Source organism: Asaia sp. HumB, assembly GCF_030263835.1.
Taxonomy (GTDB): domain Bacteria; phylum Pseudomonadota; class Alphaproteobacteria; order Acetobacterales; family Acetobacteraceae; genus Asaia; species Asaia bogorensis.
Map to the genome: position 1 here is coordinate 1,360,001 of NZ_JARPML010000002.1, position 12,139 is coordinate 1,372,139.

Below are 12,139 nucleotides of genomic sequence, written 5' to 3' on the forward strand. Positions count from 1 at the left end.
ATGCACGATATGCGTAATGCCCGGATGCGCCGCGAGGACCGCCTCAACATCCTCACGGCAACTGAGATCACCCTGATGGAAAGCAAAACCATCCTGACCAGCAAGCTGCGCCAGACGATCCTGCTTGAGCTGAACACTGTAATAAGCATTCAGCGAGTCGAACCCGATCACCTCGTGTCCCTGGCTCAAGAGCTGCGCGGCCACGTGATAGCCGACAAAGCCTGCTGCCCCGGTCAGGAAAACCCTCATGACGTTCAGTGCGCCACTGGAAGTGCCTTGGACGATACGAGATCGCCCACGACAATATTATTCTTTTCCATTGTGCCTGCCGCCACTTCAAGAACAGCGGCAGAGTCACCCTGCCCGACCAGACGACGTTCGCTGAACGGTACAGTCTTTTCAGTAATGGCCTGAATGCGGCCATCCGTCCCGATAAAGACAATATCGAGCGACGGTGCCGTATCACGCATCCACATGGCAGCCGCCTCGGGGGGGCTGAACAGGAAGAGCATTCCTGTATTTTCCGCGATACTCTGACGCGACGATTCCCCGGCTTCCTTCTGCTTTTCTGTCCGGGCGACCTCAACAGTGAAATCATGGCGGCCGCTATGGCGGTCGATGATTGTCAGGGGTTCCTTGTCGAGAGGCTTTTCGGCACCAGCCTGTGCTTCATGCTGATTGTCCCCCGCGACTGCACTGGACAAGGTTGGCGCGCCAGCCAGTGCCGTGGCAGCAAGGACCAGACCGGTCAGAAGCGCACGGCCCCGCAAATTCCTGTTCATGTCTGCGCTCCCGGTTGTTCAGGCGAGGTAAGGATTATTCTGCCGCTCTTCGCCAATCATCGTTGGCAAACCATGCCCGGGCAGAACAATGAAATCGTCAGGCAGGGAAAGCAATGTGCGCTTGATCCCTGCAATCAGACTCTCATGGTCGCCATAAGCGAAATCCGACCGACCAACAACACCACGGAACAACGTATCGCCCACAATGGCCAATTTGTCGGCTCGACTTATATAGATGACATGACCGGGCGTATGGCCTGGACAATGTGCGACTTCAAACCTGCCCGCCGGAAGGTCGATCACCTCGCCCTCCTCGACAAACCGGTCGGGATGAGCGTTTTGCAGGTCATACAACCCGAAGGCCTGGGCCTGATCCTCCACCGTTTCGAGCAGAAAGGCATCGCGCCGGTCAGGACCTATCATTGCAACCGGGGCTGATTGACGTTTTTCAAGGCCCGCACGCAGCGCATCAGCACCACCAACATGGTCGAAATGCCCGTGCGTCAGCAGAATGGCATCGACAGTCATGCCCTCAAGCAGCTGCAGGAGCTCAGACGCGTCACCTCCCGGATCGATAACAACCGCGCGGCCCGTATCGGGATCTTCGAGCACGGTACAGTTCTGACGCAGTGGCGTTACCTTGACGGTGCGGGCACGCAAATCCGGCTCTTCCTCTTCTTGATCGTGGCGCATTCCGGAAGAATGGGCAGCCCGAGAGGCAGAAAAATTCCGGAAGCGTTGCTGTGCAGACCATGATGCGCAAAGGCTTCATGGCCGCGATACCGCGCAGGGGCCATTCGTTCAAGCAATCATATGACGTGCATAGGGCGAGGCAGGATTGACCGGACCCTCTGGCCGCATCAGAGTCCGCCCAGTCCGGCGCAGCGTAACCTGCCCGGAATTACGAGGTTATCAGGAGACGATCATGAGCCGAATCATTCGCACAGAGCCTAATCCCGTCATGTCCAAAGCCGTCGAATATCACGGCTTCGTTTTCACGCAGGGCGTCGTGGCCCGTAATCTCGATGCCGATTTCGATGCCCAGACCGCCGATGTGCTTGAGCAGCTGGACGTCTTGCTTGAACAGCATGGCACGGATAACACCCGCATTCTGCAGGCGCAGATCTGGCTTAAGGACATCAGCGATCGCGATGCACTCAACAAGCAGTGGACGGCCTGGCTGCCTAAGGATTCAGCCCCGGCGCGGGCCTGCGTTCAGGCGATTCTGGCCGATCCGCGTATGCTCGTGGAAATCATGCTGATCACAACAAAGTAAGGCTTATTGAATTTTCCCCGGGTCGACACATTTTATCTCGGGGAAAGTTCATAAAATCGCCATGACTCCCCCTTACATGGGTTGCCAATCCAAGGTGAACACAGTTACCTAGATGCAACACACAACGGGCGGATATCGAATCAATGAACGTGGGACAGAAAAGTTGCCTCAGACTTCTCCGCAGGCCGTTTTTTTCGTCCCTGACCGCTCTATCCCTTCTAGTTGGGTCGGCGGTTCTGGCCCCAAAAGCTGAAGCGCGCCAGAAGGCTGGTCACAAGGCTGTTATGCATTCCGCGCATAGCGCCCGACACATTTCAGCGCGTCACGTCGCACTTCGCCAGACACGCTTCACAACGCGGCGCCACCATTCCGGTGCTCACGTTATCCAGTGTGTTGCCTATGCCAAAGCCGCTTCCGATGTTGTGTTGAGCGGTAATGCCCGTGACTGGTGGGATAACTCTCGCGGCGTTTATGCCCGTGGCTCTGCCCCCGAACCCGGCTCGGTGCTGAATTTCCGTGCTATCCGCCGTATGCCCTATGGCCACGTGGCGGTCGTCCGTGCTGTAGAAGACAACCGCACGATCGTGATCGATCAGTCTCACTGGGCGCAGAACGGTGTTGCCAAGAATGTGCGCGTCATCGATGTTTCTCCCAATAACGACTGGTCTGCTGTGCGCGTAGCGCTCAACAACAACTCCGGTACCTACGGCAGCATCTACCCGACCTACGGGTTCATCTATGGTCGCCCTGATGACGGGGTGATGATGGCTAATAATACGCCTGCGCCTGCTCATCGTTCCACGCGTTCGCATAACGTGACGACGGCGAGCTTCGCAGCTCTGCAACATCCGATGAACTCGACCGAAGTGGCAGAGGCCCCGGAAGATGCCTTCAGCGTGGAAGGCCCCAGCCGCAATCTGCGCTGATCAGACCCGATCATCTGATTTCCGCCAAGGCGGCCCGGAAACGGGTCGCTTTTTTTATGGCCTGTCGCCCGCCCTGCAATCGTCACTCGGGACGAAGCGCCTGAGCCTATTGGCAGACGGGATTCAGGGGCGTGCTGAACGATGGTAGGGATGGCCCGCGCTGATCGCGCGCGCGCGGTAGATCTGCTCTGCCAGAAGCAATCGCACAATCATGTGGGGCCAAGTCATACGCCCGAAGGAGATACGGGCATCGGCCCGCTCAATAACGCTGGCCTCCAGTCCTTCAGCCCCGCCAATGACAAAAGAAACCTGCTTGCCGGTTGCGAGCCACGAATCGAGCATGGTGGAGAATTGCTGGGAATCCGGTGAACTACCCCCCTCATCCAGCGCAATCACGATCGTACCTTCGGGACAGGCCGCCAGAATCGCCGCCGCGTCCTTGCGACGGATTTCCAGGGCACTGCCACGCGATTCGCCAATCTCGATCAGATCGACCCTGGGGCGGGTACGCTCGACATAACGGTCGAACAAGTCCCGCTCCGGCCCTCTCTTGAGGCGACCGACCGCCACAATCCTGATCATGCGTAATCAGAGATCCGTCGTGTCGGCTTCGTCACTGGCAGTATCGTCGAGATCCTTGCCCCACATACGCTCGAGCGCATAGAGCGCGCGGCTCTCGGGCTTGAACAGATGCACAACGATGTCACCGGTATCAAGCAGAACCCAATCGGTCCCGTTCGCACCTTCGATGGTGATGCGCTTGATGCCGATTTCGTTCAGCTTGTCTTCAATATGCGTGGCCATGGCGGCAATCTGCCTGTCGGCAATACCTGTAGCGACCACCATATGGTCAGCAAAGCTGGCACGCCCCCGCAGGTCGAGCGTCACGATGTCCTCGGCCTTGTCTTCATCAAGGCTTGCCGTGATGAGTGCCAGCGCCTTTTCAACCAGTTCCGGCTCAGCGCCGGTGCGCGGTGCAGCGGCGCGGGTCTTGCGCGGGCCTGCTGCGGCGGCCTTCTTGCGCGGCGTGCCGGCGGTCTTCATGGTGGCAGTGGCCTCGCCCGTGGTGGGCTGGGTCTTGGTCTCACCAGCGGACGCGCGGGTGCGACGGGCTGGGGTGGGCGTCTCGTCGGACGGTTTTCTGGCGATGGCTCGACACTCCGGTCAATACATTAGAGAGAGAGCGAGGCGGGATAATTGCCGGAATCCCTCAACGCTGTCGCTGATATACCGTTTTGCGGCGCCGGAAGAAAAGCCCAGACACCACCTTTAGAGCGCGACATAATCGGCCCGCGCCGCGGAGGCACGCGCATATGGCTCAACGCGTGGGTGGCTTGGCCCGACAACGCCGTGCGATTGCTGCCCGGTCTTGGCACAACTGCCATGGGAACATGCAGGGCAAGATCGCGCCAGCGACGCCATCGTGTGAGCGTCGCCAGACTGTCCGCTCCCATCAGCCAGACGAAGCGCGCCCTTGGAAAACGCAGCCGCAGCAGCGCAATCGTCTCAACAGTATAACGCTTGTTCAGACGCGCCTCGATGTCGGTGGCGATGATATGCCGCCCGTCAGCCAGGGCACGGGCCGAGTCGAGGCGATTTCCGAACGGCGCCATGCCCCGCCTTGGCTTGAGCGGATTGCCCGGCGAAACCATGAGCCAGACCTGATCAAGCCGCAGATGCGTCAGGGCATAGCGTGCGAGTTGCAGATGACCCGCATGGGCCGGATTGAACGACCCACCAAGCAGCCCGATCGACACCGCACGATTATCGCCATATTTTGGAATTTCCACCACGTCAGGGGCGGGTCTGCCCGGTGCCTCGGACCTCATAACGGAAGGTCGTAAGCTGTTCGAGGCCGACGGGGCCACGGGCATGGATCTTGCCTGTGGCAATACCGATCTCGGCCCCGAATCCGAATTCTCCGCCATCGCAGAACTGGGTCGAGGCGTTCCACATCACCACGGCGCTATCCGTCCCATTCAGAAAGCGTTCGGCGACCTCTGCATTTTCAGTGATGATCGCTTCCGTATGACCGCTGCCATAACGCGCGATATGGGCAAGTGCCGAATCGACATCCTCCACAACAGCGACAGAAAGACGGGCATCGAGCCATTCCGTCGCAAAGTCATCCGACATGGCGGGTTCAAGATCATGCACGATATGACGCGCTGTCTCGTCACCCAGAATGGCGCAGCCCAGCGCATGCAGGTCCTGCACCAGCGCAGGTAACAGGGCCTCGGCAATTGCGTGGTCGATCAGAAGGGTTTCGGTCGCACCGCAAATACCGGTACGCCGCATCTTGGCGTTGGCGAGAATCTCACGCGCCATCGCGAAGTCGGCGTCCTTGTGGATGTAGGTGTGACACAGCCCATCGGCATGAGCGAGAACCGGTACGCGGGCCTCGCGCTGCACCCGCTCGACAAGCGATTTGCCGCCACGTGGGATGATCATGTCGATTTCACCGGCGGCTGTCAGCATGGCGGCGACATGCGCCCGATCAGCATCGGGGACGATCTGCACACAATCACGCGGCAGACCCGCCTTCTCCAGTCCTTCCTGGATGCACGACTGAATGCACCGTGCTGATTGAAGGCTCTCGGAGCCGCCACGCAAGATGACGGCATTGCCGGATTTGATGCACAGGCCCGCAGCGTCAGCCCCCACATTGGGGCGGCTTTCATAGATCATGCCAATGACACCAAGCGGAGTCGCCACACGGCGGATGTTCAGGCCGTTGGGACGTGTCCAGTCACACAGCACCCTGCCAACCGGATCCGGCAGAAGCGCAATCGATTCGAGGCCCTTTGCCATGGACTCGATCCGTGCAGGCGTCAGCGTCAGCCGGTCGATGAAGGCAGCGCTTGCCTTGGAGGAGGCGACATCGCGTGCATTGGCCACAAGAATATCAGGTGCATGCTCACGCAGTGACGCTGCGGCGGCACGCAGGGCCTCGTTGCGCTGGCTTTCCGGGGCTATGGCGAGAAGGCGGGCCGCTGCGCGCGCTGGTCCGGTCAGGGCCTTGAAATCGGACACGGTCGTAGCAGCTTCCATCATTCATTCTCCTGTCTGCCCTGCGGCATCTGGCCCGGCCTAACCCGGGAGCGGCCCAAAGGGCGATCAGCTATGTATCATGCCTGCGCTGCTTGAAAAGATCGGCCCAGGGCAAGGGTCGCGGCAACGTTGCGCGCGCAGCGCCTCAACGCATGCTCTGCCTCGCCGAATGCCTCTTCCAGCGTGCAGGGGCGCTCAAGACAGCTGAAAACGGCGTCGAAGCCCGTTGCAAGCAGATCGTCATGTCCGACACCCAATGTACCCGCAAAGGCTATCACCGGTTTGCCTGCCTTTTTCGCCAGCGTGGCGATTGCTTGCGGTGCCTTGCCCTGCGCGGTCTGACGATCCAGCCGCCCCTCACCGGTGATAACCAGATCCATCTGGCTCACGAGCGTATCCAGACCCAGAAGCCCCGCCACCGCCTCAGCGCCCGGAACGAGCCTTGCCCCGCACAGCCCGACCAGCCCCAGAGCCGCGCCACCCGCAGCGCCCATACCTTCCACCGCCGTCAGATCGCGCCCGCAGCGCAGTTCCACCAGACTCGCAAGGCGCGCCAGCGAGGCCTCCAGAAGCGGGATCATGGCAGGTGTTGCCCCCTTCTGAGGCCCGAATACGGCAACAGCGCCGGTCTCTCCCAACAGAGGAGCCGTCACGTCGCACAAAATTTCGATACGGCACTCTGCCAGCCGCGGATCGAGCCGGTCGTCATCCAGAGAGAACACCGCCCCAAGCGGTCCTCCTCCGTGAGGAATTTCCTGGCCCTGCAGATCGCGCAGCGAAACACCCAGCGCCTGCAAAAGACCCGCCCCACCGTCGCAGGTGGCACTGCCGCCAAGCGCAAGAACCAGATGCCTGCACCCCATATCAAGGGCTGCGCTCATGAGTTCCCCCACGCCATAGGTGGTGGTGAAAAGAGGTGAGCGCGATTCGAGCGGGGTTTGGGCCAGACCGGCGGCCTCGGCCAGTTCGATCAGTGCTGTCCGGCCATGATCGAGAACAGCGAAACGCGCCGAAACAGGCACACCGAGCGGGCCGCACACATCGCGGGTTTCAAGTCGGCCGCCCAATGTGCGGGCCATGATGGCGGCAGTTCCCTCCCCGCCATCCGCCATAGGAAAGGCGTGATAGCGGGCATCCGGATAGATTTCCCTGAAACCGCCGATAATCGCCTGAACCACGGCCTCTGCCGTCAGGCTCTCCTTGAAGGAGTCACAGGCAACGAGAATGTCCATCAGCGCCTCCGGTAAGACGCCCTATCATTGCCTCAGGATCAGGCCGGTCAAGTCCTGATCCTGTCAAACCCGAATAGAGTCAGACGTTGAAGCGGAACAGCAGAACGTCACCATCCTGCACGACATATTCCTTGCCTTCGATACGCAGCTTGCCCGCTTCCTTGGCACCGGACTCGCCGCCACAGGCGATGTAATCGTCATAGGCCACTGTCTCGCAGGCAATGAAGCCGCGCTCGAAGTCGTTATGAATGACCGCAGCCGCCTGAGGGGCCTTTGTGCCCTTGGTGATGGTCCAGGCGCGCGTCTCTTTCGGACCGACCGTGAAGTAGGTGCTCAGACCCAGCAGGCCGTATCCGGCGGCAATCACACGATCCAGACCGGAATTGCTCAGCCCCAGCCCTTCGAGGAACTCGGCGCGCTCTTCCTGCGGCAGCTGGCTCACTTCGGCTTCGATCGCCGCAGACACCACCACCATGGCAGCGCCTTCGGCCTCTGCGCGCTTGCGCACCGCTTCGGAGTGGCTGTTGCCGGTCGAGGCAGAACCTTCTTCCACGTTGCAGACATAGAGCACCGGCTTGGTGGTCATGAGTTGCAGGCGGCGTGCTGTTTCTTCCTCACCCTTGGGTACGGCAGTACGGGCGGGCTTGCCCTCGCGCAGGGCAGCCATGATGGGATCCATGATGGCGAGCTGCTGCTGCGCCTCACGGTCATTGCTGCGGGCGCGCTTCTGCAAGGCCGTCTGACGTTTTTCGAGCGAGTCCAGATCGGCCAGCATCAGCTCGGTCTCGATGATCTCGGCATCGCGCACCGGGTCTACGCCACCTTCGACATGGGTGATGTCGTCATCCTCGAAGCAGCGCAGGACGTGGATGATGGCATCCACCTCACGGATATTGGCAAGGAACTGGTTGCCCAGACCTTCACCACGAGACGCTCCACGCACAAGACCGGCGATATCGACGAATTCGAGACTGGTCGGCAGGATCTTCTGCGACTTGCCGATACGCGCAAGATTGTCGAGGCGCGAATCAGGCACGGCGACGCGACCCACATTCGGCTCAATGGTGCAGAAGGGATAATTTGCTGCCTGAGCTGCCGCCGTTTCGGTCAGCGCGTTGAACAGGGTGGATTTGCCCACATTGGGAAGCCCCACGATGCCACAATTGAAGCCCATCAGCGTTTCTCCCCGCACAGCATGGCGATTTTTGTCATTGTCGCTTCCGGTTCCCCCTTGGCCAGCAGGGGCGACGCCGCAGCCACGGCGTCGAGAAGCGTTTCAAGTTCTGTCTGTTCGGCCTTGGCGAAATCGCCCAGCACATGGCCTGTCACACGGTCCTTGTGACCGGGATGCCCGATGCCGAGACGCACGCGCTGATAATTCTGGTCACCCAGCATACGGTCCATGGAGCGCAGGCCATTATGGCCCGCCGCACCGCCACCGCGCTTGACCCTCACCTTGCAGAACGCAAGATCGAGCTCGTCATGAAACGCCGTGATATCGGAAACCGGAATCTTGAAGAACCGCGCAGCCTGCTGCACGCTCTCGCCGGACAAATTCATATAGGTCATGGGCTTGAGCAGAAGAACCTTCTGTCCCTCGATGCTGCCCTCGGCCGTCTCTCCCTTGAAGCGCGAGCGCCAGGGAGAAAACCGGTAGTATTCGGCAATACGCTCGACAGCCATGAAGCCAATATTATGGCGCTGTCTGCGCATGCCGGGCTCGGGGTTACCGAGCCCAGTCCAGAGTAGCATTGCGGCCACCCTGAGCGGTCTTACTTCTTCTTCGCAGGAGCGGCGGCTTCAGCAGCGGCCTTCGCAGCGGCTTCAGCTTCCATCTCGGCATCGACCGTCGGCGGCGCGATGGTGGCGATGACGAAGTTCGGCAGCTGCAGAACCGGCGTCACGTTCTCGGTGCCGGTCAGGTCGTCCCAACGCACGTTGTCGTGGATGTCGAGTGCGCTCAGATCAACCGTGAAGCTGGACGGGATGTTGTCCACATCAGCCATGACGTCCACCGTGTGACGGACCAGGTTCAGCACGCCACCGCGCTTGATGCCAGGGGCCTTGTCTTCACCGGTCACGTGGATGGCGACGGTCACGTGGACCTTCTCGCCAGCAGCCAGACGCTGGAAATCGACATGGATCGGCGCATCGGTCACGGGGTGCAGCTGAACTTCACGCAGAAGGGCGCGCACGGTGCCACCTTCGAGCGGCAGTTCATACAGGCGCGAGCGCCAGCCACCACGGACCATTTCCTTGTGGATGATGCGCGGATCGATCTGGATCAGCGAGGCTTCCTGCTTGCCACCATACACAACACCCGGCACCAGACCGGCACGTCTCGTTGCGCGCGCTGCCCCCTTACCAGCCTTCGCGCGCGTAGAGACTTCGAGGGACGTCATATTTGTCACGGTATTCTCCCAAATTCATTGCACTCATGGCCTCCAGGGGTGCCTGAGTGATGGGGCGCCTTACCGGAATTGGGGGGGTAAAGCAATGTTCTTCGGGATTCGGGAGGGGGATTCTTCTCGGGGCTCTGCCCCGAAACCCGCAAAGGGGCACAGCCCCTTTGATCCCGACACTGTTTCAGTCAGGGATGAAAGGGATCCGTTCCGTTCACGGGGCGCGGGGGAGCGCCCCGCATCGCTCACTCGTAGGCGGTGAGCACCCAGCCATTATCTGTCGGGTCGCAGTAAAGCGGCACGGCATTGGCGAGGCGGACATTGATGGGCAGGCTCATGGCGGCGCGCAGGGCGCGGAACAGGGCCCCATGCGCGACAATCAGAGGGATACCGCCCTGTTCGAGCGCATGATTGACCGCCCCGGCAGCACGGGTCTTGAGGCCCTCGAATGTCTCGCAGCCTTCTGGCGTAAACTCGCCGGCGATCCACGGATCGTACCAGTCGCCCATAGGCTCACCCTCCATCACACCGAAGCAAACCTCTTCAAGGTCGCGATCCGTGCTGAGCGGCAGGGTGACGCCACTTGACGTTGCAATGGCCTGCTGGGCAGCCATCGCCGTGTCATGGGCGCGCGTGAGCGGAGAAGACACGATCTGGCTGATAGGCGCTGCACCATCGCGCCAATGCTGCGAGAGAGACGCGCCAGCCTTGACGGCCTGTTCGCGACCCGTGGCATTCAGTGGGATGTCCGTGCGGCCCTGGGAGAGGTTTTGGGCGTTCCAGTCGGTCTGACCGTGGCGCAGATACCAGAAGGGGCGACGAAGCAGCATGAAAACCAGTCCTTAATCGAAGAGCGAGGAGACAGAGCTTTCATCTGCCACAGCACTCATGGCACGCGCCAGCAGATTGGCGGTGCTGATCTGCCTGATATTGGGTGAGGCTTCCATCGCCTCGGTCGCCGGAATACTGTCGGTCAGGGTGAGCATCCGGATGGGTGATGCCGTGATGCGCTCCACGGCCTGACCGGTCAGGACGCCGTGGGTGACATAAGCCTCTACCCCGGCAGCACCGTGATTGATGAGGGCCTGGGCCGCATTGCACAGCGAACCGCCGCTATCGACGATGTCATCAACCAGAATACAGTAGCGACCGCTGACATCACCGATCACGTTCATGACCTCCGAGACGCCAGCGCGCTCACGCCGCTTGTCGATGATGGCAAGATCGGTGTTCAGACGCTGCGCCAGTTGACGCGCACGCACCACACCGCCGACATCGGGGGAGACGATCATCAGGTCTTCATTGGGATGGCGCGCATTGATATCGCGCTTGAAAAGCGGGGCCGCGTAGAGGTTATCGACCGGGATATCGAAGAAACCCTGTATCTGCATGGCGTGCAGATCCATGGTCAGGATACGGTTGGCACCGGCTTCGACCAGCAGATTGGCGACCAGTTTGGCGCTGATAGGGGTGCGCGGCCCCGATTTGCGATCCTGCCTTGCATAGCCGAAATAGGGCATGACAGCCGTGACACGACGGGCCGACCCGCGACGCAGGGCGTCGAGCATGATCAGCAATTCCATCAGATTGTCATTGGTGGGTGAGCAGGTGCTCTGGATCACGAACACGTCTTCACCGCGCACGTTTTCCTGGATTTCGACAAAGACCTCGGCATCGGCGAAGCGTCGTACAGACACCTTGCACAGCGGGAGACGCAATTCCTGAGCAACGGCACGCGCCAGTGGCAGGTTACTGTTACAGGCGACGATCTTCATCGGGAAACGACTCCGGTCCGGGGCGGCAGCAAACGCGGCCTTCTAACAACGTCGGGCAAGGCTGTCATTAACTCATGGGGGTCGAGGGTAGCCGATAGAGCGTTTTTTACAGGCCTAGCCCCGCCTCTGCCCATGTGCTGGGTATCAGCTCTCGAAATGCGATCCGAAGTCCTCGTAACCATCGAACACATGCACCCCGGTCTTCCTGCAATCGGGCCAGACTTGTTCGACATCCTCCAGACAGGCTTCTGAAGGAACATAGAGCATTGGATGATCTCCTCCTCCGCTTGGATCAATCAGAGATAAGCCATGTGTCTCGATGAGGTGCCACAAGGCGCGGATCGTGCCTTCACGGCCGAGAGGCCGGTCCCAGTCGAGGCCGTCGACCTGCCCGTCCCTGGCGCTAAAATGGAAACTATCGGTACGCCTCTCCGAATGTATCCTGCCATCGGGACCGATGTAAGTTTTCTCTTCCCCCGTCTCAATAGAGATCTCACCGTGTTCCTCTTCCGCATTCCATTCTCGGTAGAACGGATCACCAATCCCCTTAAGAGCACGGCGAACATCTTGGACCGGAAAACGGCCCAGGCCATTCTCGGCATTAGGATCGAATTTGTGAATGTAGATGTTTCTACTCAATGCTACCTTCCTAGAAGAGAAATATATAGACAAGAAAACTCATATGAATTAACATT

General features: G+C 60.2%; 16 protein-coding genes (1 of these 16 only partly in view). 2 read left to right on the forward strand and 14 right to left on the reverse strand.

What is annotated here, in order from left to right:
• The 3 genes in view from P5689_RS07140 to P5689_RS07150 are tightly spaced (at most 18 nt apart) and all read right to left on the reverse strand, a layout consistent with a single transcriptional unit that may run on beyond the window.
• Window positions 1-249 carry the 5' end (the start) of an NAD-dependent epimerase/dehydratase family protein gene (locus tag P5689_RS07140; protein ID WP_023978843.1) on the reverse strand. 729 nt of this gene lie to the left of the window's left edge, so 249 of the gene's 978 nt are visible here — the first part of the coding sequence; the start codon lies at window positions 247-249; its stop codon lies beyond the left edge, outside the window.
• Between the two features lie 5 nt (window positions 250-254).
• On the reverse strand, window positions 255-782 hold the full coding sequence (locus P5689_RS07145; protein WP_031240885.1) for a DUF192 domain-containing protein: 528 nt from the start codon (window positions 780-782) through the stop codon (window positions 255-257).
• Window positions 783-800: 18 nt separating this feature from the next.
• Entirely contained in the window at window positions 801-1,475 is a 675-nt protein-coding gene (locus P5689_RS07150) for an MBL fold metallo-hydrolase (RefSeq protein ID WP_023978845.1), read from the reverse strand.
• 232 nt (window positions 1,476-1,707) lie between these two features.
• Here P5689_RS07150 and P5689_RS07155 point away from each other — a divergent pair, with 232 nt between their 5' ends.
• Together P5689_RS07155 and P5689_RS07160 are read left to right on the forward strand one after the other, a co-directional pair.
• The gene (locus tag P5689_RS07155) at window positions 1,708-2,058 is read left to right on the forward strand and encodes a RidA family protein (RefSeq protein WP_023978846.1); all 351 of its coding nucleotides are present in this window, start codon (window positions 1,708-1,710) and stop codon (window positions 2,056-2,058) included.
• Window positions 2,059-2,207: 149 nt separating this feature from the next.
• Entirely contained in the window at window positions 2,208-2,984 is a 777-nt protein-coding gene (locus P5689_RS07160) for a CHAP domain-containing protein (protein ID WP_369794235.1), read from the forward strand.
• Between the two features lie 123 nt (window positions 2,985-3,107).
• Here the strand turns inward: P5689_RS07160 and P5689_RS07165 are convergent, their stop codons facing one another.
• The 11 genes from P5689_RS07165 to P5689_RS07215 form a co-directional block, all read right to left on the reverse strand.
• Entirely contained in the window at window positions 3,108-3,563 is a 456-nt protein-coding gene (locus P5689_RS07165; RefSeq protein WP_023978848.1) for a 23S rRNA (pseudouridine(1915)-N(3))-methyltransferase RlmH, read from the reverse strand.
• A 9-nt stretch (window positions 3,564-3,572) separates the two neighbouring features.
• A complete protein-coding gene (rsfS, locus tag P5689_RS07170; protein ID WP_023978849.1) occupies window positions 3,573-4,028 on the reverse strand; it encodes a ribosome silencing factor in 456 nt (151 codons plus the stop codon).
• Window positions 4,029-4,156: 128 nt separating this feature from the next.
• Window positions 4,157-4,813: a nicotinate-nucleotide adenylyltransferase gene (locus tag P5689_RS07175; RefSeq protein ID WP_051395885.1), complete on the reverse strand. Its 657-nt coding sequence runs from the start codon at window positions 4,811-4,813 to the stop codon at window positions 4,157-4,159.
• Entirely contained in the window at window positions 4,779-6,035 is a 1,257-nt protein-coding gene (locus P5689_RS07180) for a glutamate-5-semialdehyde dehydrogenase (protein ID WP_035439953.1), read from the reverse strand. The genes P5689_RS07175 and P5689_RS07180 overlap by 35 nt, the downstream gene beginning before the upstream one ends.
• Window positions 6,036-6,112: 77 nt before the next feature.
• Window positions 6,113-7,267, reverse strand: coding sequence for a glycerate kinase (locus P5689_RS07185; RefSeq protein ID WP_023978852.1), 1,155 nt, complete (start codon window positions 7,265-7,267; stop codon window positions 6,113-6,115).
• A gap of 79 nt (window positions 7,268-7,346) precedes the next feature.
• Window positions 7,347-8,441, reverse strand: a complete 1,095-nt coding sequence (gene ychF, locus P5689_RS07190) for a redox-regulated ATPase YchF (RefSeq protein WP_023978853.1) — start codon at window positions 8,439-8,441, stop codon at window positions 7,347-7,349.
• Entirely contained in the window at window positions 8,441-9,019 is a 579-nt protein-coding gene (gene pth, locus P5689_RS07195) for an aminoacyl-tRNA hydrolase (protein WP_023978854.1), read from the reverse strand. Before pth ends, ychF begins: the two co-directional genes overlap by 1 nt.
• A gap of 20 nt (window positions 9,020-9,039) precedes the next feature.
• Entirely contained in the window at window positions 9,040-9,678 is a 639-nt protein-coding gene (locus P5689_RS07200) for a 50S ribosomal protein L25/general stress protein Ctc (RefSeq protein ID WP_023978855.1), read from the reverse strand.
• Window positions 9,679-9,914: 236 nt separating this feature from the next.
• On the reverse strand, window positions 9,915-10,499 hold the full coding sequence (locus P5689_RS07205) for a histidine phosphatase family protein (RefSeq protein ID WP_031240890.1): 585 nt from the start codon (window positions 10,497-10,499) through the stop codon (window positions 9,915-9,917).
• A gap of 12 nt (window positions 10,500-10,511) precedes the next feature.
• On the reverse strand, window positions 10,512-11,444 hold the full coding sequence (locus P5689_RS07210) for a ribose-phosphate pyrophosphokinase (RefSeq protein ID WP_023978857.1): 933 nt from the start codon (window positions 11,442-11,444) through the stop codon (window positions 10,512-10,514).
• A gap of 144 nt (window positions 11,445-11,588) precedes the next feature.
• On the reverse strand, window positions 11,589-12,083 hold the full coding sequence (locus P5689_RS07215; protein ID WP_152530204.1) for a hypothetical protein: 495 nt from the start codon (window positions 12,081-12,083) through the stop codon (window positions 11,589-11,591).
• Window positions 12,084-12,139: the final 56 nt, after the last annotated feature.

Excerpts from the sequence above, each read along its gene's own strand:
- P5689_RS07145 (WP_031240885.1), bottom strand. The coding sequence starts at position 782 with ATGAACAGGAATTTGCGGGGCCGTGCGCTTCTGACCGGTCTGGTCCTT.
- pth (WP_023978854.1), bottom strand. The coding sequence starts at position 9,019 with ATGCTACTCTGGACTGGGCTCGGTAACCCCGAGCCCGGCATGCGCAGA.
- rsfS (WP_023978849.1), bottom strand. The coding sequence starts at position 4,028 with ATGAAGACCGCCGGCACGCCGCGCAAGAAGGCCGCCGCAGCAGGCCCG.
- P5689_RS07150 (WP_023978845.1), bottom strand. The coding sequence starts at position 1,475 with ATGCGCCACGATCAAGAAGAGGAAGAGCCGGATTTGCGTGCCCGCACC.
- P5689_RS07185 (WP_023978852.1), bottom strand. The coding sequence starts at position 7,267 with ATGGACATTCTCGTTGCCTGTGACTCCTTCAAGGAGAGCCTGACGGCA.
- P5689_RS07155 (WP_023978846.1), top strand. The coding sequence starts at position 1,708 with ATGAGCCGAATCATTCGCACAGAGCCTAATCCCGTCATGTCCAAAGCC.
- P5689_RS07205 (WP_031240890.1), bottom strand. The coding sequence starts at position 10,499 with ATGCTGCTTCGTCGCCCCTTCTGGTATCTGCGCCACGGTCAGACCGAC.
- P5689_RS07210 (WP_023978857.1), bottom strand. The coding sequence starts at position 11,444 with ATGAAGATCGTCGCCTGTAACAGTAACCTGCCACTGGCGCGTGCCGTT.
- P5689_RS07175 (WP_051395885.1), bottom strand. The coding sequence starts at position 4,813 with ATGAGGTCCGAGGCACCGGGCAGACCCGCCCCTGACGTGGTGGAAATT.
- P5689_RS07180 (WP_035439953.1), bottom strand. The coding sequence starts at position 6,035 with ATGGAAGCTGCTACGACCGTGTCCGATTTCAAGGCCCTGACCGGACCA.
- ychF (WP_023978853.1), bottom strand. The coding sequence starts at position 8,441 with ATGGGCTTCAATTGTGGCATCGTGGGGCTTCCCAATGTGGGCAAATCC.